At 59.6% G+C, this 23,435-nt stretch carries 23 protein-coding genes; 11 read left to right on the top strand and 12 right to left on the bottom strand.

The genetic code is table 11. The features are described from left to right. Window positions 1-62 precede the first annotated feature (62 nt). The 5 genes from DW58_RS04550 (at window position 63) to DW58_RS04530 (ending at window position 6,070) form a co-directional block, all read left to right on the top strand. Window positions 63-1,502, top strand: coding sequence for a GGDEF domain-containing protein (locus tag DW58_RS04550; RefSeq protein ID WP_029592564.1), 1,440 nt, complete (start codon window positions 63-65; stop codon window positions 1,500-1,502). Window positions 1,503-1,855: 353 nt separating this feature from the next. Then, window positions 1,856-2,848 carry a diguanylate cyclase gene (locus DW58_RS04545; protein WP_024550454.1) on the top strand — a complete coding sequence of 331 codons (993 nt, stop codon included), beginning with the start codon at window positions 1,856-1,858 and terminating at the stop codon, window positions 2,846-2,848. Between the two features lie 70 nt (window positions 2,849-2,918). After that, window positions 2,919-3,899, top strand: a complete 981-nt coding sequence (locus DW58_RS04540) for a sensor domain-containing diguanylate cyclase (protein WP_024550455.1) — start codon at window positions 2,919-2,921, stop codon at window positions 3,897-3,899. A gap of 81 nt (window positions 3,900-3,980) precedes the next feature. Then, window positions 3,981-4,502, top strand: a complete 522-nt coding sequence (locus tag DW58_RS04535; protein ID WP_024550456.1) for a GNAT family N-acetyltransferase — start codon at window positions 3,981-3,983, stop codon at window positions 4,500-4,502. 116 nt (window positions 4,503-4,618) lie between these two features. Beyond that, window positions 4,619-6,070 (top strand): tagaturonate reductase, encoded by a 1,452-nt coding sequence (locus DW58_RS04530; RefSeq protein WP_024550457.1) that lies wholly within the window; start codon window positions 4,619-4,621, stop codon window positions 6,068-6,070. 163 nt (window positions 6,071-6,233) lie between these two features. Here the strand turns inward: DW58_RS04530 and DW58_RS04525 are convergent, their stop codons facing one another. After that, a complete protein-coding gene (locus DW58_RS04525; protein ID WP_024550458.1) occupies window positions 6,234-7,877 on the bottom strand; it encodes an alpha,alpha-trehalase in 1,644 nt (547 codons plus the stop codon). 469 nt (window positions 7,878-8,346) lie between these two features. Between DW58_RS04525 and DW58_RS04520 the strand changes: the two genes are divergently transcribed. Continuing rightward, on the top strand, window positions 8,347-8,904 hold the full coding sequence (locus DW58_RS04520) for a sterol desaturase family protein (protein ID WP_024550459.1): 558 nt from the start codon (window positions 8,347-8,349) through the stop codon (window positions 8,902-8,904). Here DW58_RS04520 and crtB read toward each other — a convergent pair. The 8 genes from crtB to DW58_RS04480 form a co-directional block, all read right to left on the bottom strand. Then, window positions 8,819-9,745 (bottom strand): 15-cis-phytoene synthase CrtB, encoded by a 927-nt coding sequence (gene crtB / locus DW58_RS04515; protein ID WP_024550460.1) that lies wholly within the window; start codon window positions 9,743-9,745, stop codon window positions 8,819-8,821. The genes DW58_RS04520 and crtB overlap by 86 nt on opposite strands. After that, window positions 9,745-11,223, bottom strand: coding sequence for a phytoene desaturase (locus tag DW58_RS04510; RefSeq protein WP_024550461.1), 1,479 nt, complete (start codon window positions 11,221-11,223; stop codon window positions 9,745-9,747). The genes crtB and DW58_RS04510 overlap by 1 nt, the downstream gene beginning before the upstream one ends. Next, complete coding sequence (crtY, locus tag DW58_RS04505) at window positions 11,220-12,389, bottom strand: lycopene beta-cyclase CrtY (RefSeq protein ID WP_024550462.1); 1,170 nt, start codon at window positions 12,387-12,389, stop codon at window positions 11,220-11,222. The genes DW58_RS04510 and crtY overlap by 4 nt, the downstream gene beginning before the upstream one ends. Before the next feature lie 31 nt (window positions 12,390-12,420). After that, window positions 12,421-13,470 (bottom strand): type 2 isopentenyl-diphosphate Delta-isomerase, encoded by a 1,050-nt coding sequence (gene fni / locus DW58_RS04500; RefSeq protein ID WP_024550463.1) that lies wholly within the window; start codon window positions 13,468-13,470, stop codon window positions 12,421-12,423. Between the two features lie 37 nt (window positions 13,471-13,507). After that, window positions 13,508-14,413, bottom strand: a complete 906-nt coding sequence (locus DW58_RS04495; RefSeq protein WP_024550464.1) for a polyprenyl synthetase family protein — start codon at window positions 14,411-14,413, stop codon at window positions 13,508-13,510. A gap of 255 nt (window positions 14,414-14,668) precedes the next feature. Continuing rightward, entirely contained in the window at window positions 14,669-15,193 is a 525-nt protein-coding gene (locus DW58_RS04490) for a VOC family protein (protein WP_024550465.1), read from the bottom strand. Window positions 15,194-15,218: 25 nt separating this feature from the next. After that, complete coding sequence (locus DW58_RS04485) at window positions 15,219-17,048, bottom strand: glycoside hydrolase family 15 protein (RefSeq protein ID WP_024562555.1); 1,830 nt, start codon at window positions 17,046-17,048, stop codon at window positions 15,219-15,221. A gap of 76 nt (window positions 17,049-17,124) precedes the next feature. Continuing rightward, on the bottom strand, window positions 17,125-18,018 hold the full coding sequence (locus DW58_RS04480) for an SDR family oxidoreductase (RefSeq protein ID WP_024550983.1): 894 nt from the start codon (window positions 18,016-18,018) through the stop codon (window positions 17,125-17,127). A gap of 203 nt (window positions 18,019-18,221) precedes the next feature. Between DW58_RS04480 and DW58_RS04475 the strand changes: the two genes are divergently transcribed. The 4 genes from DW58_RS04475 (at window position 18,222) to DW58_RS04460 (ending at window position 21,341) form a co-directional block, all read left to right on the top strand. Then, the gene (locus DW58_RS04475; protein ID WP_024550984.1) at window positions 18,222-19,775 is read left to right on the top strand and encodes a sensor domain-containing diguanylate cyclase; all 1,554 of its coding nucleotides are present in this window, start codon (window positions 18,222-18,224) and stop codon (window positions 19,773-19,775) included. A gap of 263 nt (window positions 19,776-20,038) precedes the next feature. Further along, window positions 20,039-20,533 (top strand): Hcp family type VI secretion system effector, encoded by a 495-nt coding sequence (locus tag DW58_RS04470; RefSeq protein ID WP_024550985.1) that lies wholly within the window; start codon window positions 20,039-20,041, stop codon window positions 20,531-20,533. Continuing rightward, a complete protein-coding gene (locus DW58_RS04465) occupies window positions 20,530-20,892 on the top strand; it encodes a tlde1 domain-containing protein (protein WP_024550986.1) in 363 nt (120 codons plus the stop codon). Before DW58_RS04470 ends, DW58_RS04465 begins: the two co-directional genes overlap by 4 nt. A gap of 11 nt (window positions 20,893-20,903) precedes the next feature. Further along, entirely contained in the window at window positions 20,904-21,341 is a 438-nt protein-coding gene (locus tag DW58_RS04460; RefSeq protein WP_235047740.1) for a hypothetical protein, read from the top strand. 130 nt (window positions 21,342-21,471) lie between these two features. On the opposite strand, the gene DW58_RS04455 is transcribed toward DW58_RS04460, so the two are convergent. From DW58_RS04455 to DW58_RS20840, 3 genes are all read right to left on the bottom strand, one after another. After that, window positions 21,472-21,849, bottom strand: coding sequence for a DUF4440 domain-containing protein (locus tag DW58_RS04455; RefSeq protein WP_024550988.1), 378 nt, complete (start codon window positions 21,847-21,849; stop codon window positions 21,472-21,474). A 126-nt stretch (window positions 21,850-21,975) separates the two neighbouring features. Next, complete coding sequence (locus DW58_RS04450; protein WP_024550989.1) at window positions 21,976-22,764, bottom strand: OBAP family protein; 789 nt, start codon at window positions 22,762-22,764, stop codon at window positions 21,976-21,978. Window positions 22,765-22,896: 132 nt separating this feature from the next. Then, window positions 22,897-23,028, bottom strand: a complete 132-nt coding sequence (locus DW58_RS20840) for a 30S ribosomal protein S22 (RefSeq protein ID WP_106878085.1) — start codon at window positions 23,026-23,028, stop codon at window positions 22,897-22,899. Window positions 23,029-23,238: 210 nt separating this feature from the next. Here DW58_RS20840 and DW58_RS21335 point away from each other — a divergent pair. Next, window positions 23,239-23,435, top strand: a 197-nt coding sequence (locus DW58_RS21335; RefSeq protein ID WP_035894725.1) for a hypothetical protein, incomplete at its 3' end; no start/stop codon positions are given.

Genomic DNA, 23,435 nt, shown 5'->3' with positions numbered 1-23,435 from the left:
TAAACGGTATTTTAGGATCGAGCGCGATAATTGCACGGGGCAATTACTTGGATTCCAATCGAATGACCACGGCTTATTCTGGTAAGCGTTATTTTTTTAGCGAAGATAAACTTTTAATAAACGTGGCCGGTGTTTTTATCCTGACCACGTTATTTTATTTTTTTGGCGCCATGCTGCGGCTGGTGGATGAGCTTTCGCTGTTCTGGCCGCTGAATGGTGTGATGGCCGGCATTTTTGCCCGCTACGCCTTTCTTAACAAGCCGCTCTACTATTTCATCTGCTATCTGGCGATGATCGTCTATGACTCGGTGACCACCAACTGGGGCATCTCGTCGCTGGCGGTTAACTTCTCGAATATGATTTTCATCGTGCTGGTGGCGCGCCTGCTGATCCGCGATCAGGTGCGCTCCAGGGGAACGCCGCGGGCGATTAACGCCCTTAACCTGTTTAATTACTGTCTGATAGGCGCGCTGCTCAGCGCCTTATTCGGGGCGGTGGCGTCCATTGATATCGACGATCGCAATTTCCTGCCGCTGTTCGCCGACTGGTTCAGCGAGCAGTTTGCCACCGGGGTACTGATTCTGCCCTGCATGCTGACCATGAAGCGCCCGCTGTTTAAGGAGAAAATCTCCGCGGACAAAATCTACCCCTTGCTGGGAGTGGCGGTTTCGCTGTTCGCCTCGGTGATGGTGGGCGGGGCGGGGAGTCTGGCGTTTCCGCTGCCGGCGCTGATCTGGTGTGCGGTGCGCTTTACGCTGCCGGCCTCCTGTCTGGTGACCTTCCTCACCGGCGTGATTGAGATCGTGCTGGTCGCCAACTCGATTATTGAAATCAACAGCCACGCGACGGTGGTGACCAGCCAGATGTTTTCGGCGCGGCTTGGCATCGCCACCATTGCCATCTGCCCGCTGATTGTCTCGATCAGCGTCGCGGCGATCAATAAGCTGATGGCGCAGGTATCGCGCCGGGCGGATTACGACTATCTCACCGGGGTCTACTCCCGTTCCGGGCTGCACGAGACGCTGAAGAGCATGGATGAAAACGGCAACGTCCCTCAGGAGATGAGCGTGATGCTGCTGGATATCGACTATTTCAAAGGCATCAACGACAGCTACGGCCATGAGTGCGGCGACCTGGTGCTGGCGGCGTTTGCCAATAAGGTCAACCAGATCGTCGGGGAGCGCGGGCTGGTGGCGCGCATGGGCGGCGAGGAGTTTGTGGTGTTCTGTCCCAATGCGGCGGCTGAAGAGGGCTACCAGATAGCGGAAGAGATCCGCACCGCGGTGGCCCAGCACCCGTTCGAATGGAAAAAGAACCGCCTGTGGCTTACGGTCAGCATCGGCCTGGGTAGCCAGGCCCGGCTGTGGAGCTCGTACACCGACGCCTTTATTCAGCTGATGCCTAAGGCTGACCGCTACCTCTACCTCTCTAAAAACGCGGGCCGCAACCGTACCAGCGCGGAACCGGACGTCCTTGAATCGGCGGCGCAGCGCGCGGGCTGACAGCCTCCGCGTTTCGTCATTGACGTTACCTCGCCACGGGAATTATTTCCGTGGCGCCGGGTACGGCTTAACGTTTGCCGCTGCTATTTTCTGCAAATAACCCTTCGGCTTAGCCTGATAATTAATCCCACCGCTTCACAGAAATAACCGCCCTGAAAGAAATCCTTATTATTAGTGTGTTATTATAAGGATAATCTTAAAGCGCTTAATAAGCGGGAAGGCGCAAAACGCTTGCCAGAAGAATATATCGTTTATAAGATGGCGCGGTTTAAACGTGGAAACGTTACATGATGCGCAGTCCTGAGCGACGCCGAAAAAATGAAAAAATCCCGGGGCTCAGGTTTGTCAGACGAATGTTTCTGATGAGAATGCTGGGCACGTTTCTGTGTTTTTTCCCCATCCTTTCCGTTCTTCACGAGCAGCATACCGAGCGCTGGCATTGGCTTCTGCTGGCAGCTAACGCTTTTCTGTGGCCCGGATTCGCCTTCTGGCGCGCCAGGCGCGCGGTTACGCCGCTGCGAGCCGAGCATCAAAACCTGATTTTTGACGCCGCCGCCGGCGGGTTCTGGATCGCCATGATGCATCTGAACCCGCTACCGTCGGTGGTGATCGCCACCATACTGCTGGCGGACCGCCTGTCGGCCGGGGGCTATGCGCTGATGCGCAAAGCGGCTATCGCGCTGGGATTGACCTTTGTATTCAGCTGGGCCTGGCTTGGCATGCCGGTGGCGGGTTACGTGACGCAGCGAACCATGCTGGCCACGCTGCCGCTGATCGCTATTTATTTATTAGCGCTGAGCGCACTGACGGACTGGATTGCCACGCGGTTACGCGAGAAAAGCCGCGAGCTTGAGCATATTGCGATGATGGATCCGTTTCTGGATATCGCCAATCGCCGTCTGCTGGAGATCAAAATTAATTCCGAGCTGAATAAGCTCAACGGCGACTGTCACCACTCCACGCTGATGTATATCGACATTGACGATTTCAAAAGCGTGAACGACCGGTTCGGCCATAAAGTGGGGGATACGCTGCTGATAGCGGTCTCTGATATTTTGCGCATCGTGACGCGTCAGACCGACACCCCGGCGCGTCTCGGCGGCGATGAGTTTGTGGTGCTGCTGCCGGAAACCACGCTGGAGCAGGCCTATGACGTCGGGCGACGCATCATGGACGCGGTGACGCTTTTGCGTCTCTCTCCGGACCGGGCGCTGGATTTCACCCTCAGCATCGGTATTGCCAGCGCCACCCATACCATGGCGGACGTCACCGACTGGCTGAAAGCGGCGGATGACGCGCTTTATCAGGCTAAACGCCAGGGTAAAAATCGAATTTTTGCGCATTAACCGCGCATCGACAGGACAGGCAGGTCCGATACGCTATTCTTAGATTAAACCGTGTCTTACAGGTACTAAAATGAAGATACCCGCAACGCCCTACAACGAAGCCGAGCGCCTGCGTTCGGTACAGGAATCCGGTCTGCTCGATAGCGGTCCTTCCGAACGTTTCGATCGCCTGACGCGTCTTGCCCGCCGTCTGTTCAACGCGCCGGTGGCGCTGGTGAGCCTGGTGGATCAGGAACGGCTGTGGTTTAAGTCCTGCGACGGCTACTGCGTTCAGGAGGTGCCGCGTGACATCTCCTTTTGCGCCCACGCCATCCTGAAAAACGAACCGCTGATCGTGCCCGACACCCATAACGACGAGCGGTTTTTCGATAATCCGCTGGTGACCGGGGAGACCAACGTGCGCTTCTATGCCGGCTGCCCGGTGCATCTGCCCGACGGCGCGACCGCGGGGTCGTTCTGCATCATCGATAACGTCCCGCGCGAGTTTGGCGCGGAAGAGGTGGCGATGTTGAAAGATCTGGCGGCGATTGTTGAGGATGAGTTTGCGGTGGTCAACGCTGCCACGACCGATGAGCTGACCGGGCTGCTGAACCGCCGCGGCTTCAAGGACATGGCGACCTACGCGTTTTCCAGCTCGCGCCGTCGCGCCGAGCCGCTGACCCTGGCCTGTATCGATCTTGATAAGTTTAAGGCGATCAACGACACCTGGGGCCATAAAGAGGGTGACGACGCGCTGCTGGCGATGGCGGAGCTGATGAAAGGCTCCTTCCGCGGCGCCGACCTGCTGGCGCGTCAGGGCGGGGATGAGTTTGCCATCCTGTTTGCCGATACCGATGAGAAGGGCGCGTGGATTGCGATGCAGTATCTGACCGAGAAGGTCAACGCGTTCAACGCCTGCACCGAGCGTCCGTGGCGGCTCAACTTTTCCTGGGGCGTGACCGAGTATGATGAGATTGAGCACGGCTCACTGGCGGCCCTGTTCCAGACCGCCGATCAGCGGCTGTATCACATGAAGGCCAAACGCGAGAAGGGCGAGCCCGACGCGTCATAACCTTTTCCTCTGACGCGCCTGATTGCGTTACCGACAGGTCATTGGCATAGTGAATGCCTCTGTTTCAGTCAGGCGCGTACTATGTCCTTTACCTTCTCCCGTCTCGCTTCGCACCAGATTCTGACCCGTCTTGATGAACTCGTGGACCTGTTAATCGACAGCGTCCACAGCGGCGCATCGATTGGCTTTATGTCGCCGTTAAGCCGGGAGCGGGCCGCCGCGTTCTGGCAGCAGATCGCGCTGGGCGTCGCCGGGCACGAGCGTGTGGTACTGATTGGCGAGGATGCTTCAGGGCAGGTGGTTGGCACCGCGCAGCTTATCACCGGCCAGCCGGACAATCAGCCGCACCGCGCCGACGTGGCGAAGCTGCTGGTGCACAGCCGCGCGCGTCGTCAGGGCGTGGCGCAACAGCTGATGGCACAACTCGAAGCGGCCGCACGCGACGCGGGCAAAACCTTGCTGGTACTCGACACTGCCACCGGCAGCGGCGCAGAAACCTTCTATACGCGCACAGGCTGGCAGCGTGCCGGCGTCATCCCCGATTACGCCCTGATGCCGGGCGGCGAACCCTGCGCTACAACTCTTTTTTATAAAGCCTTATAAATTTTTTAATATGTCTGCCCGAATTGATCAAAACGGGGTTTCACTTTAATCGTTTCTGATACGGTGGTCCGGCAATGCCTTACATTGTCTGATAATAATTCACCAAGGAATCGACTGTGAAAACTTTGAATCGTCGCGATTTTCCCGGTGCTCACTATCCTGAACGTATCATTCAGTTCGGTGAGGGGAACTTCCTGCGTGCTTTTGTCGACTGGCAAATCGATCTGTTAAATGAAAACACCGACCTGAATGCCGGTGTGGTGGTAGTGCGTCCCATCGACAGCACCTTCCCACCGTCTCTCAGCACCCAGGATGGGCTCTATACCACTATCATTCGCGGTCTGAATGAGAAAGGGGACGCGGTCAGCGATGCGCGCCTTATTCGTTCGGTGAATCGTGAAATCAGCGTGTACGGGCAGTATGACGAGTTTCTGAAGCTCGCCCACAACCCGGAGATGCGCTTCGTGTTCTCCAACACCACCGAGGCGGGCATCAGCTATCACGCCGACGACAAATTCGACGACGCGCCGGCGAGCAGCTATCCGGCGAAGCTGACGCGTCTCCTGTTCGAGCGCTACAGCCATTTCAGCGGAGCGCAGGACAAAGGCTGGGTGATCATCCCCTGTGAGCTTATCGACTATAACGGCGAGGCGCTGCGCGAGCTGGTGCTGCGCTATGCCCACGACTGGGCGCTGCCGGCGGCGTTTATCGCCTGGGTGGAGTCGGCAAACACCTTCTGCTCTACCCTGGTTGACCGCATCGTGACCGGTTATCCGCGCGACGAGGTCGCCGGGCTGGAAGCTGAACTGGGCTACCACGACGCGTTTCTCGATACCGCTGAACACTTCTATCTGTTTGTGATTCAGGGCCCCACCTGGCTCGCCCGGGAGCTGCATCTCGACCAACTGCCGCTGAACGTGCTGATTGTCGATAACATCAAGCCCTATAAAGAGCGTAAAGTCGCGATCCTCAACGGCGCGCACACTGCGCTGGTGCCGGTGGCCTGGCAGGCCGGGCTGGATACCGTGGGTGAGGCGATGGACGATGCGCAGATCTGCGGCTTTGTAGAAAAAGCGATTCATGATGAGATCATTCCGGTGCTCGACCTGCCTGCGGATGAGCTGAAGTCGTTTGCCGATGCGGTGGTAAGCCGTTTCCGCAACCCGTACATCAAACACCAGCTGCTCTCTATTGCCCTGAACGGCATGACCAAGTTCCGCACCCGTATTCTGCCGCAGCTGCTGGCAGGGCAGAAGGCGGCGGGGCTGGTGCCACCGCGCCTGACCTTTGCGCTGGCTGCGCTGATTGCGTTCTACCGCGGCGAGCGTGACGGTGTCACCTATCCGTTGCAGGACGATGCCCACTGGCTGGAGCGTTATGCCACTCTGTGGCAGATGCACGGCGATAAACAGATCGCTACCCGTGAACTGGTAGACCGCGTGCTGGCAGATGCCGACCACTGGGAGCAGGACCTGACCCAGGTACCGGGCCTGGCTGAACAGGTTGCCACCGATCTGGATGCGATTCTGAGTAAAGGCATGCGCAGCGCGGTTGCCCCGCTGTGCTAATAAGCGACCCGGCACAGGCCGGGTTGTTTTTCACCCTTCATTAGTTACAACATACTTATTGTTTTAGTATTGCAGCACAACTTCAGCATCAGTGCCGCAAGCGCTTAGCAGCAAAAAAAGCCCGCGGGTTACGCGGGCTGATAAGCAGATAACGGAAGGGGGCTCAGGACTTATTGTAGAGGCCTAACAACCGGCGGGTGACGCCGTTGGTCCAGCCGAAACCGTCCTGGAGCGGGTATTCGCCGCCGCCGCCGGGACGCGCCTGGGAGTTACCGATGTGATATTTCTCAATTAGCTTGTGGTGCTGGGTGTAGAACCGCGTCACCGTCGCTAGCCAGTTCTGGGCAATTTCGTCGGAAAGCTCATCGAGGTGATAGTTTTTCAGCCCCTGAATCGCCATCCACTGCAGCGGCGCCCAGCCGTTGGGTTTGTCCCATTGCTCATCACTCTCTACCTCGGTGGCAAGAATACCGCCCGGGGTCAGCAGGCGTTCGCGGATGTGGCGCGCCAGCAGCTGCGCCTGTTCATCCGACGCCATACCAACATAAAGCGGCACCACGCAGGCGGCCGAGAACGACGCCAGCTCATTGCGTCGCCAGTCGTAGTCGCGATAGCAGCCGGTCTGCACGTCCCACAGATAGCGGTTCACCGCTTCAAGGCGGTCGGCCGCTTTGCGCCGGAAGCTGGCGGAAGTCAGCTCATCTTTTTTCAGACCGGCGATGTTAGAAATGGCGGTTTCCAGCTTATAGAGGAAGGCGTTCAGATCCACCGGAATAAACTGGGTGGTGCGAATGCTCGCCAGACGGTGCGGATCGCGCAGCCAGCGGGTGGAGTAGTCCCAGCCCGATGCCGCACCCGCACGCAGGTCGCGGTAAACTTCCGCCGCCGGGCGCCCCGACAGTTTCGCGGTCTGCACGTCTTCCAGCCAGGACTCATCCCGCGGCGTGTCGCGGTCGTCCCAGTAGCGGTTCAGCAGGGACCCGTCCGGGAGTCGCACCACGTGACGATAGGCCTGGTTATTGGCCAGCGATTCGGCGCCGTCCATCCAGAAGGCGTACTCTTTCAACAGATGATCCAGATAGCGTCGCGCACCGCGTACGCCATCCTCTTCAAACAGCTCCACCATCAGCGCGAACACCGGCGGCTGGGAGCGGCTCAGATAGTAGGTGCGGTTGCCGTTGGGAATATGACCGTAGGTCTCAATCATCCAGGCAAAGTTGTCGGCCATGCAGCGCAGCAGATCGTCGCGCCCGCTCTCGGCCAGACCCAGCATGGTGAAATAGGAATCCCAATAGTAGGTTTCACTGAAGCGACCGCCCGGCACAATGTAAGCCTGGGGCAGGGGCAGCAGCGAGGAGTATTCAATATGGTCCTGCGGTTCGCGGGTTAATATCGGCCACAGACTATCAATATGTTCCTGTAATGTATTTTCAGGATTTGAAACATAATGACGCCCGCCGGTTTCAGGCAGATAAAAGTTATCCTCTACAAATTTACGCAGGTCGAAATCTTTGCTGCGTTTAACCTTACGATAGTTAATGAGAATATCGAGCGGGTCGCCTTTTGGCGCGCAGTCGGGAAAGGTTTTGCTGTCGGGAAAAATACGAGACGACTGCACATGCTCGAAGAGTTCGAGATAGCGATCGGCCGGGGTCAACGCGTCGGACGCCGGCATCCCTTCGATCATCTCCGGCTGCGGCTCCGCATCCATCATCTCGTCAAGTTTCAGTTCACAGGGGTCCAGCTCATAACGAACGTCTCTTTCTGACTCCCTGGATAGCGGTAAGCGTGTCGCCTTATTAAACATACAGATTATTACCTCCAGGTTGTGTATCAGTGTAGAGCTAATTTTAGCATCCCTGTTTATCATCTTTTCTAAGAATTCATGCTGAATTGTAATAATTAACTGACGCCACGCGAAAAAAACGCACCAGGGATAACCTCAAACGAAGCGGTACGTTACGGCAATAATTCAGGTTAGATCGAGTATATGACAAGAATAAAAAAGGGTAGCCTTTTCGGGCCGCCTTTTGAGAGTAAGTTTTAGTGCGTTGACGCCGCGCACACCGGGCGATGACGCGCAGAAACCGGACGCGTTTATCAGCCGATGCGGCTGCTGCCGCGCGGTGAGCAGGGCGTCACGGCGTGAACGTGGCGCGATGAATAATTGTCATGAATGCTTTTACGCCTGAAAAGCGCATTATCCCCGAGGTTACGCTTATGTTTCCTGGCATTCCAGGCTACGCTTTAGGGGCTGTCAACTACAGGAAAAACCTATGCTTGCGTTGTGGAATACCGGGATCGTGCTACTGACTATCATCATCATGGAAGGGGTGGCAACGTTCGCACATAAGTACATCATGCACGGCTGGGGATGGGGCTGGCATCACTCGCACCATACCCCGCGCACAGGGGCGTTTGAGCGTAACGATCTCTATGCGGTGGTGTTTGCGCTGCTGGCCATTGCGCTGATTTACGCGGGCAGCGAAGGGTATTGGCCGCTTCAGTGGATTGGCGCGGGAATGACCGGCTACGGCGTGATCTACTTTATCGTTCACGATGGTTTAGTCCACCAGCGCTGGCCGTTCCGCTACGTGCCGCGCCGCGGCTATCTGCGCCGCCTCTACATGGCGCACCGGCTGCATCACGCGGTGCGGGGGCGCGAAGGGTGCGTCTCCTTCGGGTTTATCTACGCCCCACCGGTGGACAAGCTGCAGGCGGTGCTGCGCGAACGTAACGGCAGACCCGCTAGCGCGGGCGCTGCCAGAGGTGCGGATCGCGCGGCGGCCAGCTCGCCTTCCGGGAAGCCATCGCCTGCTTCGCGCCGGAAATAACCAGCGCCAGCTTCTCCGTGCGCGTCGTGCCCTGGCGGGTATCCCAGGCTTTTTCACCCGCCATCAGCACCTTCACCCCGATCTCACGATACACCCCGTGCGCGGTGGCAATCGCCCAGGCGGAGCGCAGGGGCAGATCCCCCAGCCCGGCAAGCGCTGACTGATAATAGGGCTCAGCCTCGGTCACCAGCCGCGCCGCCAGACGCGCCAGCGCCGGACGGTTGGCCCGCACGGTGCAGGTCTGTTCATTGAGTCCGACTTCCGCCAGCCACTGCTGCGGCAGGTAGCAACGTTCCACCTGCGCATCGTCAACGATATCCCTGGCGATATTAGTGAGCTGAAAGGCAATACCCAGATCGCAGGCGCGATCCAGCGTGGCTTCGTCCCGCACCCCCATCACCCTGGCCATCATCAGGCCGACCACGCCCGCCACGTGATAACAGTAGCGGAGCGTATCATCGAGGCTGTAATAGCGCTCGTTGCGCACGTCCATCGCATAGCCTTCCAGGTGGTCGAAGGCCTGAGTAGGCGGAATGGCATGGGCGAGGGCAACCTCCTGAAACGCGGCGAACGGCGGCTCTTGCATGGTTTCCCCGTCGTAGGCGCGGCGCGTCATCTTACGCAGCCGCTGCAGGCGCGCCTCGGGCGTGTCGCTCTGCTCGGTCGGGGCAGCAAAACCCGCCACCTGTCCGTCGATAACATCGTCGCAATAGCGGCACCAGGTATAGAGCATCAGCGCGCTGCGCCGGGTGCGTTTGTCAAACAGCTTTGAGGCGGTGGCGAAACTTTTAGAACCGGCGGTCATGGTGGCGCTGGCGTGTTCGAGAAGCGGCTGGGACATTACGCTAAATCCTTTAACATTAACTGGGCCGTTGCCTTGGCGGAGCCGATCACGCCCGGCACGCCAGCGCCGGGATGCGTTCCGGCGCCGACCAGGTAGAGGTTGTCAACCACGCTGTCGCGGTTGTGCGGCCGGAACCAGGCGCTCTGGGTGAGGATCGGCTCCAGCGAAAACGCCGACCCCTGCCAGGCATCGAGCGTATCGCGAAAATCTTCCGGCGTGAACATGCGGTGCGTCACCAGCTGGGAGCGCAGCCCCGGCATATAGCGCGCTTCGAGATAATCAAAAATGCGATCCCGCAGGCGCGGCCCTTCCACGCTCCAGTCGAGCGGGGCGTTACCGAGGTGCGGCACCGGCGCGAGCACATAGTAGCTGCCGCACCCCGGCGGGGCCAGCGACGGGTCGGTCACGCAGGGCGCATGCAGATAGAGCGAAAAGTCTTCCGAAATGGTGTCGGCGCTAAAAATTTCATCGATTAGCGCTTTATAGCGCGGGCCAAAGCAGACGGTGTGGTGCGCCAGCTGGGTGTGATGGTGATCCAGACCAAAATAGAGCACGAACAGCGAGTTGCTCATGCGCTTGCGTTTCAGCTTCTTGGCCGTAGCGGCGCCGTGCGGGTGATGGCCGAGCAGTCGGGCATAGGTATTCACCACGTCCGCGTTCGAGGCCACCGCCGCGGCTTCCAGCCGTTGCCCGTTAACCAGATGCACGGCCTTCACCTGATTGTCCACCGTCTCCAGCCGCTCAACCTGGGCGTTAAGGGTGAGGGTGCCGCCAAGATCCTGAAACAGCTTCACCATGCCCTGAACCAGCGCACCGGTGCCGCCGCGCGGGAACCAGACGCCCCATTCCCGCTCCAGGGCGTGGATCAGGGTGTAAATAGAAGACGTGGAGAACGGGTTGCCGCCCACCAGCAGCGAGTGAAACGAGAATGCCTGGCGCAGGTGCTCGTCTTCCACGTAGGCCGACACTTTGTCGTACACGCTGCGCCACGCCTGCAGTCGCGCCAGCTGAGGGCCGGCGCGTAGCATGTCGCGAAACGAGAGAAACGGCACCGCGCCGAGCTTCAGATAGCCTTCGGCAAACACCGCCCGGGAGTAGTCGAGGAAGCGGTGATAGCCCGCCACGTCGTTCGGGTTAAAGGCGGCGATCTGCGACTCAAGCGCCGCCTGATCGTTGGCGTAGTCGAAAACCTTGCCGTCTTCCCAGCACAGGCGGTAGAACGGCGTCACCGGCATCAGCTCGACATAGTCCTCCAGCCGTTTTCCGGCGAGGGTGAACAGCTCCTCAATGGCGGAGGGATCGGTGATGACGGTGGGACCCGCGTCAAAGGTAAAGCCGCGATCTTCATAGACATAGGCGCGGCCGCCGGGTTTGTCGCGGCTCTCCAGTAGCGTGGTAGGAATGCCCGCCGCCTGGAGGCGAATCGCCAGCGCCAGTCCGCCGAACCCGGCGCCAATTACAATGGTTTGTTTCATTTATGATGGGCTCGCAGAGAAGAATGAGTGTGGAGCAGGGCTTTGATCGCCCCGACAATCGGCACCGGCGGTTTGCCAAGCAGCAGGCGCGCGCGGTCGGCGGAGCGAAGCTGGCCGGCATAAAAGCGGGCGATCAGCTGCTCGTCAAGCTGGTAAAACCGCTGCATCACGCGCCAGCGCTGGTCGGGTGTGCCGGCCAGGAACAGCATGCGATTAAGCAGTCGGAAAAAGCGTTGTGTCTGCCAGTGATGCGCCGCGAAATCGGCGATCAGCTGATAGAGCGCGCCCTGATGCAGTCCCGGCGCGTTGGCGATGCGGTCCGCCAGCCGAACCGCCAGCGGCAGCGAATAGCCGGTGGTGGCATGGAACAGACCGGCGCGCAGGCCGCTGACCGGCTGATGATGGAACTGGTGCCAGAAGGCGGCCGGATCGCCGGACAGGGTAATCGGCAGCGCCCCCTGTTCCTCACGCACCAGCCGCGCAAGCTGCCAGCCCTGCTGACGGGCGTAATCGGCAATTCGCGCGCGGGCTGAATCGGCGTCGAGCGTCGGGCCATCAATGTAGTGCGTGTCTTCGATAAGCAGGGTGTCGGCGCTGAGCGGCAGGGTATAGACAAAGCGGTAGCCGTTGCCCTGGGCGACGCGGGCATCCATCAGGATCGGGCGCGTTAACCCGTGGGGCGCGGCCAGCTGCCACTCCTGGCCGATGAACGCCTGATAGCCAATGCTAAGGTGCGGCGAGGGCTGATAGCCGCGGCCATCAATCACCGCCCCGGCGGTAAAGCGTCGTCCGTCGCTGAGGGCCACTTCCTGACCGATCACCCGTGACACGGTCACGTTTGTCAGCAGGTTCTCTTTCATCAGCCCGCGCATCGCTTGGGCAAAACGCGTGGAGGTGATGGTCAGGTAGCCGTCGTGCAGGGTACGCGACACGTCCGGAAAGTGGACGTCGTATCCGTCCCAGCGATGGGCCACCAGCGGTGCCAGCCAGGCGTGCTGGGCTGGCGTGATATCGTGCTGATGAAAGGACCAGGTGTGGTTTCCGCCGGGCGCGTCGCCGCACTCCAGCATTAACACGGCAAGCGTCGGATGACGCTGCTTCAGTCGCCAGGCGATAAGCCCGTTGGCCAGCCCCGCGCCGACCAGAATCAGATCCCATTTTTTCATACCGCTCCCCGGTATAAGGCGCCGTACTGCGTCACAGGGATGCGCCGCCGTTGACCGGAAGCAGCGTGGCGTGTCGCAACGCCTTCAGGTTTGCGCTGCCGGTACAGAAACAGGCGACCCGCAGCTGCGCGATCAGGGTGCGGAAATGGGCAATTGCCGCGTCGCCGGAGGCGTTGGCATGCGCCAGCACCGCCGCGGCCTGGCCCACCAGATCTGCACCCAGCGCGATGGCTTTCGCTGCGTCAATGCCGTTGGCGATGCCGCCGGAGGCGATAAGCGGGATATCAGGCAGCGCAAGATGGACGCGACGCAGCGCATCGGCAGTAGGAATGCCCCAGTCGGCAAAGGCCATCGCCACGTTTCGCGCCTCGGGGGTTGGGGCGCGTTCAGCTTCCACCGCCGCCCAGCTGGTGCCGCCCGCGCCGGCGATGTCGATCATCGTCACGCCGACGTCCGCCAGCCGGCAGGCAACGTCCGGGGAGATCCCGGCGCCCACCTCTTTAACCACCACCGGTACCGGCAGGTCGCGCACCAGCTGCGCAATGGCGTTGAGGATGCCGCGCCAGTCGCGATCGCCCCCGCCCTGGAGCGCCTCCTGCAGCGGGTTCAGATGCACAATTAACGCGTCGGCGTCGATCATGTCCACCGCGCGCCGGGCGTAGTCCAGCCCCTGCGCACCGCGGATCTGCGCCGCGCCAAGGTTAGCCAGCAGCGGCACGTCCGGGGCGATATGGCGTAGCTGGGCATCCAGCCCGTGCTGCGCGCCGTCCTCCAGCGCCACGCGTTGGGAACCGACGCCCATCGCCAGCCCGAGGGTTTGCGCCGCCTGGGCCAGATGACGGTTAATGTCTCTGGCGCGCGCCGCGCCGCCGGTCATGGAGCTGATCAGCACCGGGGCTTTCAGCGGGCGGGAAAACAGGGTGGTGGAGAGATCGATACCGTCGAGATCCAGCTCCGGGAGGGCGCAGTGTTCAAAACGCCAGGCGTCAAATCCGGTGCGAATGGTACTCATCGCCCGGTCAGGGTGCAGCACGATATCCAGGTGGTCATTTTTACGCTGAACCAGATGCGCGTCCTTCATGTGATCTCCACAAATATTACCGGGGTGTATCCGTTGCTCAGCTAAACGCGGCCAGCTGTTTGGAAAACCAGGCGTGCATAAAGCGTCGCGTGGCCTGGTTTTTTCCGCAGGCGCGTGAAAAATGGGCGTCTGCGCGGCGCAGATGGGTGTCGAGCCGCTCGCGCACCGCGTCGCTGCCGAGCATCGCCACCAGCGTGGACTTACCCGCGTCCTTATTGATGTCTTTGCCGGTCCCGGCATGGCCGTCCGCCAGGTCGTCCAGCAGCTGGAACGCCTGGCCTAAATCCTGCGCAAAGCAGCGCATTTTCTGGCGCGCCGCCGGCGAGGCGCCTGCCGCCAGGGCCGCAATTTGCAGCGTGGCGCCAAACAGCACGCTGGTTTTCAGTTCGTTGGTGGTGGCGATCTCCTCGGCGCTGCGCGGGGCGGTGCCTTCACGCAGATCCTTATACTGACCCTGTACCAGACCCTGGGTACCGACCGCCATCGACAGCTCTGCCACCGCCTGGCTACGGCACTCGGGAGACAATCCCTGCGCCGCGACCATCACGCCAAAGGCGCTGCTGAGCAACGCTACCGCAGCGAGAATTGCCACGTCTTCACCATACTGGCGATGAATGGTAGGACGACCGCGCCGGAGCGCCGCGTTATCCATGCAGGGAATATCATCGAGGATCAGCGACGAGGCGTGGACCATCTCCACCGCGCAGGCCATATCCAGCAGGCCGGGGTGGTCGCGATCGCAGCCGAGGTCGCGGGCGGCGAGGATCAGGAGCAGCGGGCGAATGCGCTTCCCCGGTGCCAGTACGCCTTCGCGCATTGCGCTGCTGACCCGATCCCGTTCATCGCCAACGGGCAGCAGTTCATCCAGGCGACGTTGCAGGGCAGCGTGCAGCTCATGCAGTTCCCCGTCGTGACCGGGATGTGTTTCAAAGGGTCTTGTCATGGTTGGTACCCGGCGTCTCGCAGATGAAATGGAAATAGCGCTGACCCGCAACGGGTGTCGCAGTCTGAGCCTGTGTGCAGCGGTATGCAAAGTTATACATCAATGTTTTTCTTGTATAGGTTTAGACGAAAATAAATGTCATGGCGACGCTATGTGCTTAAAGTCTGGCTGAAAAATGAAAATTTATTGTTAATTTTTGTCAGGACGGTGACGAGGGTATGACAACGCGGGCGATGCCCGCGTGGGAGAGGCCTGTCAGCGCTGGGGGATCCTGCGGGTTTGCTGCGCCTGCGCATCGTAGCGAAGCGGCGAGGGAAGGGAGATGAGTTCAATCAGCAGGCCAAAAGGCGTGCGGCAGAACCAGGTCTGGTTGCCGCGGCCCTCTTCCTGAGCAAAGCAGTCGCTCGGCCCGTCAAACAGCGTAGCGCCCTGTGCTTTTACCCGTGCGCCGGCCTGCTGAATGTCGTCCACGTAAACCGACAGGTGGTTCAGGCCCGCCTGGCTGATATTTCCGGGCGCGTCCGCCACGCCGGGATCGATCTCAAACAGCTCGATATTGCAGCCGTTGCCGAGACGCAGCATGGCCAGGCCGGTAACCCGCATCTCCGGGGGAAAGCCATTAAGCCGCGTCATCTGGTCGCCGCTGATGGTGTTGTCCGCCGCGCCGGGCGGCACGATGCGGTAGAGCACGCTGGCATCCAGCGCCTCGATGAAAAACCGCTCCGCCCCGGCGAGGTCGGCGACGGTAATACCAATATGTTCGATACCTCTGATGGTCATCGTCTTCTCCTTAGCTACGCGTGCGTCAGTCGCGTGTGGCGCGGCATTTTTCCGAAAGCGCCTGCGCGGCGCAGATCAGCGCCAGATGGCTCAGCCCCTGAGGAAGGTTGCCGCGCCACTCGTCGGTACGCACATCAAACATCTCGTTAAAGGTTTCAACATTGCCCCGGTCGCAGATCCTCTCCAGGATCCCGGTCATGGCCGCCTGGGCCTCGTCGGTTTCCCCCATCGCGGCGAGGGCTTCCACCAGCCAGAACGAGCAGGCGACAAAGGTGCTTTCTTCCTTTTCCACCTCGCTGTAGCGGTACAGCATCGGCGTGTCGTGTCCCAGCTCCGCTTTGATGGCGCGATAGGTAGCCAGCATGCGCTGAGGGTTAACGCTGTTGCCGTAGTCGTGCACCAGCGTCAGCGCGGCATCCAGCCGCTCGTCGTCCCCGACGTAAAACACGTAGGCCTGTTTTTTCTCCGACCAACAGTGGGTTTCGATCCAGTCGCGGATCCGATCGCGCTCGCGCTGCCAGCGCCCGACCCAGGTCGGTTCGATGTGCTTCTGTTCCGCCATCGCCACGGCGCGATCCAGTGCCAGCCAGCAGGCCATCTTCGAGTGGGTATAGTGCTGCTCGTCCGGTAACTCCCAGATGCCGGAGTCCTTCTGCCGCCAGCTGTCGGCGCAGCAGTTCGCCAGTTCGCCAAGCAGGCGCGAGGTGGCGAGATCCAGCACGTGTCCCGCCTCAATAAACAGCTGCGCGGTGGCGAGCATGTCGCCGTACATGCTGAGCTGGATCTGGTTGCGGGCGTTGTTGCCCACCCGCACCGGGCGGGAATCCCGATACCCGCGCAGCGGCGGATAGTACTCGGCCGGCACCTCGTCGCCCTCAAGCGTATAGCAGGCGCGCAGCTCAGGCCCGTGGCGAATAATGGTTTTTGACAGCCAGGAGAAGGCGGCTTTGCAGTCCTCCAGCGCACCGAGGAACACGAACGCTTTGATGATCAGACAGGCATCGCGCACCCAGGCATAGCGGTAGTCGTAGTTTTTCTCCCCGCCAATGCCTTCCGGCAGCGAGGTGGTGGCCGCCGCCGCCAGCGCGCCGGTCGGGGAGTACCAGAGAAACTTCAGCGCCAGCGCGGATCGTTTGACGTGTTTGTCGTAGAGACCGTGGTAGCTGAGGCTGCGGGTCCAGTCGCACCAGGCAAGGTGGCTGGTTTCGATGCGGTCGTCGATGGCAGAGAGATCCGGCACCGCCAGCGGCTCTTTCTCGGTAACCAGCAGGGCGACCAGCGAGCGTGACCCCGGCGAGGTCATCAGCTGGGCGGTAATTTTTTCATCGTCGCAGTGGGTAATCTCAATGTCATTGCTGGTGCGCAGCATCGCCATCAGATCGGCAATGTGAAACACATCGCCCTTAAAGGTGTTCGCCATCCACGGGGAGCGCGTCTCGGCAGCGGTACCGAAACGCAGGCTGACGTTCAGCGTCACGTGGCCCTCAATACCGTCGATGCGGCGGGCCAGTTCGCTCCAGGGCAGCCTGCCGGCAAGCGTGCTGTTCAGCGACTCGGTGATCAGCACCGACCCGGTTTCCGTCTCAAAGCGGGTCTCCAGCACGTTGCTGTCTTCGCGGTACTGACGGGAAACGCAATACGGCAGCGCCGGCACCAGCTGGAAGTAGCCGCCAATGCCAGGGTCGAGGATGCGGTCAAACAGCGGAGGGGAATCAAGGTTCGGGGCGCACCACCAGTCAATGGAACCGTCCGGCGCAATCAGCGCCACCGATCGTCCTTCCCCAATGGCAGCATAGTCGCCCAGCCCGGCGAACCCGTCCTGCCTGACGGGCGAGTGATAGTTTTTATTTTTCACGTGTTGTCGTCTTTGTCGGGCACCAAAAAAAACGTGGCTACAATACGTAGCCACGTGGATTCATGCGAAGCGTGCGTTACAGCGTGCCGGTACCGCCGTCGGAGCACCATACCTGGCCGGAGCTGAAGCTGCTCTCCTGCGAGGCCATGGTGACGTAGAGCGGTGCAATCTCAACCGGCTGACCCGGACGGCCCAGCGGTGCGCTGGCCCCGAACTGCATCACTTTTTCCTGCGGCTGACCACCGCTGGACTGAAGCGGCGTCCAGTAAGGGCCTGGGGCGATCGCGTTCACGCGGATACCCTCTTTACCCAGCTGTTTGGCCAGCGATTTGGTAAAGGCCACGATGGAGGCTTTGGTCTGGGCGTAATCCAGCAGGATATCGCTCGGGTTGTAGGCCTGCACCGACGAAGTGTTGATGATCGAAGCGCCGCGCGGCAGGTGATCTACCGCTGCTTTGGTGATCCAGAACATGGCGTAGACGTTGGTTTTAAACGTCGCGTCAAAATCTTCGGTCGACAGGGTGCGGATCGATTCATTGAACTGCTGGCGACCGGCGTTATTCACCAGGATATCCAGCCCGCCCAGCTTTTCGACGGCCTCTTTCACCAGCTGCTGACAGAAGGCTTCGCTGCGAATATCGCCCGGAATGGCAATCGCTTTACGGCCTTCAGCTTCGATAAGGCGAATCACTTCGATGGCATCCGGCTCTTCTTCCGGCAGATAGTTGATGGCGACATCCGCGCCTTCACGCGCATAGGCAATCGCCACCGCACGTCCGATACCTGAATCGCCGCCGGTGATCAGCGCTTTGCGCCCGGTCAGACGACCGCTGCCGCGATAGCTCTTCTCACCGTGATCCGGAACCGGGATCATCTTGCTGGCAAGACCCGGTGCAGGCTGCGGTTGCTCGGCAAATGGCGGGGTGGGGTAGTCGGCTGAGACGATGGATTTGTTCGCTTGCGTCGTCATATAAGGCTCCTTGAACGTCGTTTTCAGGTGACTTTAAGCCTGGCACAGATGTGATATTTGTCACATTCGACGTTAAATTTACGGGGAAAAAGCCGTCAGACAGGGTGAATCGCCGCCGCCTGCATCGCGCCGGAACGCAGGAAAGCTGTCGCATCGCCAGCCTCTGTTATGCTTATGTCAGGCTGAATCCGGGAGAGATCGTATTGCCACTCACAAAACAGATATCGGGCGCGCTGGCGCTGAACTCCTCACTGGGACGGACGATCGCGCTGTTCATCCTGGTGCTGCTGTTTGCCGGCATCCTGACCAGCGCCTGGACGCTCGACCGATCCTGGGAGCGCACGGTGGAGGACACCAAGCGCAACGCGGTTAACCTCTCGATCTCGCAGGCCCGCCAGGCGGAAGATACCTTTCTGCAAATTGAGCTGGCGCTGACGGACATCCGCCGCACCCTGGCGAACGAAGACACTAACGCCATCGACGCGGAGAAGTATCACCGGCTGCTGGTAGAACTGCGCGACAAATTACCCCAGCTTCACGGGCTGTTTATCTATGATGCCCAGGGGAACTGGAAAGCCACCTCGTATGACCATCCCCCGTCACGCAACAATAATGCTGACCGGGAATATTTTCGCTACCACCGCCAGAACGGCCATAACGGCATCCATATCGGCCACGTCATCCGCAGCCGGACCACCAACGATCTGATTATCCCGGTGTCGCTGCGCCTTAACGATGCCGCCGGGGGCTTCAACGGCGTATTGCTCGCCACCGTCACCATCGACTATTTCCGTCACTTTTATAACTACTTTGAGCTGGAGGGGCGCGACCTGCTGGCGATGATGAACCTCGACGGAACGGTGATTTATGTCCGGCCGTTCCCGGATTCGGTGATCAACCGCAACCTCTCCCAAAGCCCGCTGTTTACCCGGGAGCTGACCCAGAAGGATCACGGCAGCGCGACCTGGACCTCGGCGGTGGACAACGTTGACCGTATCTTCGGCTTTGCCCGGCTGCAACGCTACCCGCTGGTGGTGGCCGCCGGATACGATAAGCCGGCGCTGTGGTCGAACTGGCTGCATGACAGCCTGCCGGAGATTGTGCTGAGCATTATGTTTTCCTTCGGCGTGCTGGTCATCGGCGGCGTCGTCTTCCGCCAGGTGCGGCTCAACGTGAAAAATCAGGTGGAGCTTGCCACCCTGCGGGATGAGCTCACCAGCATCAACCATACCCTGCAAACCATGGCGCTGGTCGACGGCCTGACCGGGCTGGCCAACCGCCGTCAGTTTGAGCTGACCCTGACCACGCAGCTCAGGCACGCCGAGCGTAACGGCACCCCGCTGTCGCTTATCATGGTGGACGTCGATTTCTTTAAAAATTACAACGACACCTACGGACACGTGGCGGGGGATGAGTGTCTGCGGCGGGTCGGGGAAGCGCTAAACCGCATCGCCATTCCGGACGGGGCGCTGATTGCGCGCTACGGCGGGGAGGAGTTCGCGATGATCCTGCCGGATACCGATGCCGGAGCGGCGCTGGCTTTCGCACATCAGGCGGTAGAGAACGTGCGCGCGCTGCGTATTCCCCACAGCGCCACCCAGCTCGCCCGACAAATCGTCACCATCAGCGCCGGGTGTTTCACCCTGACCCAGGGCGTGACGGAGCAGGATGGTCTGCGGCTCAAACAGGGCGCGGATAATGCGCTCTACCAGGCCAAAACCGCAGGTAAAGACCGGGCGCTGCTGGCGGAGGGGTGAGGGGTGAGGGGCCGTCCTGCGGTTTTGCTCCAGGAGCGCGGCGGCTGCGTAAAAATTGCGCCGCCGCCTTTTCCAGTGCGGCAGGCAGGCGTTTCAGGCGGCTTCAGAAGCGGTCTGTTGCGCGCGCCCCTTTGCATCACAGCCAGAATCTGAAAACGTTGCGGTCTGTTAATCCAGGTCAACGAATCCCCACACGACGTTTCCCCCACCAGGAACCCGACCGCCATAATTGTCTCTTCTGAACAGGAAAAGGAGTTCGTTTTATAGCTATACCGGTCTATTTATGGCTGAAGGATGACGGTGGAAACCCGGTCAAAGGTTCCGTCGAGGTGCACCAGCGTGAGGGAAGTATTGAGATTACCGCGCTGGCTCATGGCGTTTCACTTCCCGTAGACAACCTGTCAGGCAGGGTCACGGCAACGCCGGAACATTCGCCCTTTATTCTCACCAAGTCGCTCGACGCCTCCAGCCCCTACCTCTATCAATTCGTGAGTTCAGGGAAATGCCTCTCTTCCGCCGAGCTTAAATTTTATCGAATAAATTACGCTGGTCAGGAAGAAGAATATTTTAGTGTTTTTCTCGAGAATGCCCGCATTACCTGCATTGTTCCTGTCATGGAGGACGTTAAAGATCCGCATTACGAGCATCACGATCATGGTGAAGTGCTCGAATTAACTTATGAAAAAATCACCTGGAAATATCTCGACGGTAACCTTGTTCACTGTGATTTATGGAAAGCTCAGGAGGGCAGTTTATGACATGGATATACTCTCAAAGTACGGGCGAGTTGTGGCATGACGACAAGCTCATAGGTAAAGGCTATTCGGGGAATCTGACGAATAAAAACAACCCGGATCGGCAGCATGTTAGGGGCATGGGACCTTTACCACGCGGGACTTATCACATCACCGGGCATTCACGCTCAAAGGGACCCATGACCATTATTTTGAAACAGATAGCTGGCGATAGCTTTGGGCGCTCAGCTTTTCGTATTCATGGCGAAAAGGTCCCACCAGCCTTGCCGGGGTTTGCTTCCGAGGGCTGCATCATCATGCAACCTACCGTTCGCGCCAAAATCATCCTGTCAGGAGATCATACGCTGGAGGTGATCAGATGATCGTACGGTGCATGCTTATTCTCCTCTCGCTTTTTTCGGCATCGTGTATAGCTGCATCGAACGAATGGAACGCTTATATTCGGCTGATTGAGCGCGCGAATATTGAGACGCTCCGGGCATTGCCAGACACGATTAACCGCATTGGCGTTACCCTTGATGACGACCAGTCGGAAACGCTGGCTATCGCGCTCAGCGTGGCGTTGATTAAGGATCCCGTCTCCGTCATTAACGCCACGGCACCGCTCGAACAGAGTTCCGATGCGCTAAAAAACCGTTTTGGCACATCGCTCATATGCAGCCTGCCCGGCATGCTTCGCTTTACGCCGCCACAGATTGATGACTATTTTGCGAACGCCGAACCTGCGCTAGAAAGGGCGGGGCCGGCCGCGGCGGCGTGTCTTGAAAACTTGCGCGAGACTGTAGCCGAATTAAGGCATAGCGCGGGATAACGTGATTCAAAAGAATAGCCCGGCTGACGCCGGGTTAAGAGGTTGAACCTCGGAAAGATTCAGGCGGTTACCGCCACCCCAATAAACAGCCTCACCCTCGCATCAGCCACGTCGTGGCCAACTCGATGCCTTACGGGATCAGAGTTTCGTGCAGCGACAGCCAGAGGGGCTGCTGATTTTCCAGCCTGAACACGGCGGTGGACCAGCGCGCCGTGGCGTCATTTCCCGGCATGCTCTGCCGCTCCCGGTAGCGCACCACCGCGCCATCGTCCCACGCCTGTATCAGCGTCATGCTATCGATATCAATTCGCAGGCCGTCGCGCGCCGCCCGCTGGGTGGTGAACAGCGCGGTGAGCGCCTCATAGTCGATTGCCGCCCCGTTGGGGGTAATCATCGTGAACTGCGAGCTGAACCGCGCGATGAGTGCCTCCAGGCTTCCCGTTCCACGACCTAACCAGGCTTCAATAGCGACGTGCGCCTCGACGACTTCAGTAAACCAGGGATTCATTGTTTTCCTTTCCTTACGGACGCCGTGGGGCCGGTTGCGCTCGAACCAGCCGAGCCGCGCAACCCCAACGGCAAAAGCGTGATAGTAGCGTGTAACCGCCCATGGGGTCACCGGTTACGGCCAGGCTTATTGTTGACCGGTACGCTGCTCGGCGGCGGAGAACCCGGTTTTACCGTGGGCATGTTCGCCGCCGCCCTGCACGCGCTGCAGCTGGATGACGTCACCCTGCTGCCAGGCATCGGCGCCTTTCACTACCGGCCGTGCGACGATATCGCTGCGTGCGGCGCGGATCGCTTTGGTATCCACACCCAGCCGGCGATCGCGCTCGGCAACCAGCGCCGGATCGAGCTGGCCGTCGGCGGTGAAGCCCATCATCAGGGCAGGGATGCCGAGCGGCAGCGTTTTGTCCCGGTCGGTATGCCAGGTATGCCAGGTTTTACCGTAGGTGTTGACCACTTTCTCCATCAGCGCATGGTCAGCGGCCTGTGGCAGACCGGGCGCAACCAGGCTGCCGGATTTCACCTCATGCTGGTGGCTGTGCCACAGTTTTTTCTCCTCCGGCGGCAGGGTCTTAAACAGCCGTTCGCTGATGATGTACTCAACGCCCATCAGCTTGGCGTCTTTGGTATTTCCGTCGTAGATCACCGCCTGCATCACGTCCTCATTCAGAATGGTCACGTAATGATGCGCTTCCATCTGGCCGTTGCGATCCCCGTTATAGAAGTGAAAACCATCCAGCCAGGCGCTGATCGCCTCCACCGGCGGGCGGGACTGCAACACCGTCGCGCCGGTTTCCAGCGCCTGCGTTTTGGTGGTGGTGGGCGCGCCGGGGGCGGTAACGTTGGACGGCGAACGGCCGGTCTGACACCCGGCAAGGGCAACGGTAGCAAGCAGAACAAGTGGACTGAGTTTCATAGCGGCTCCATGTCATCGTGAAATCAACACTAACCATAGTGCATATGACAGGAAAGGAAGGGGAAAGACGCAGGGGGGGAGCGAACGCGCAGACAACAAAAAGCCCACCGGAGTGGGCTTTCTTTCATTACGTTACGCTTTTTTCTTGCGGCCGCTGCCTTTACGAATGGGCTTGCCGCTGCCGTCCGGCGAGCTGGCTTTACGGCTGTTGGAGTTCCAGTGCTCCAGGTTCAGTAACTGACGTGCCTGACGATTCGTACGCATTCATCATCTCCTTACGGGTAACTGAAACAGAAATTTCAGTCTGGCCCAGACCCGTGCCTGATACAACCCTTCGGCTTCACGGTTTGGCATTTCCAGGAATGTTTAACGTTTTTAGCCCGTCTGAACGGGTGGGCTGATGCGCCAGACGATATTTTTGCGCATTCTGCGCAACTTCTTGCTCAGTTTCTGGCATAAAAAACTTTTTGCGCAATGTCTGCAAACGAAATGCGCAGTTCGCGCAACATCTTGCGCAAAACCGGCCTGCCGCCGCGCCCGTTAAAAATAAAGTCCTTTAAATTCAGTTATATAAAAACTGGCACGCATCTTGCTTTGTATCCGGTGAAGTTCTTTCACTCATACACAAGCAAGGAGCATTACTATGCCAACCCCATGTTATATCAGCATCG

The organism is Siccibacter turicensis LMG 23730, assembly GCF_000463155.2.
Lineage (GTDB): Bacteria > Pseudomonadota > Gammaproteobacteria > Enterobacterales > Enterobacteriaceae > Siccibacter > Siccibacter turicensis.
Note: the sequence above shows the minus strand (reverse complement) of the source record. Positions and strands in the feature narration are given on the sequence as shown.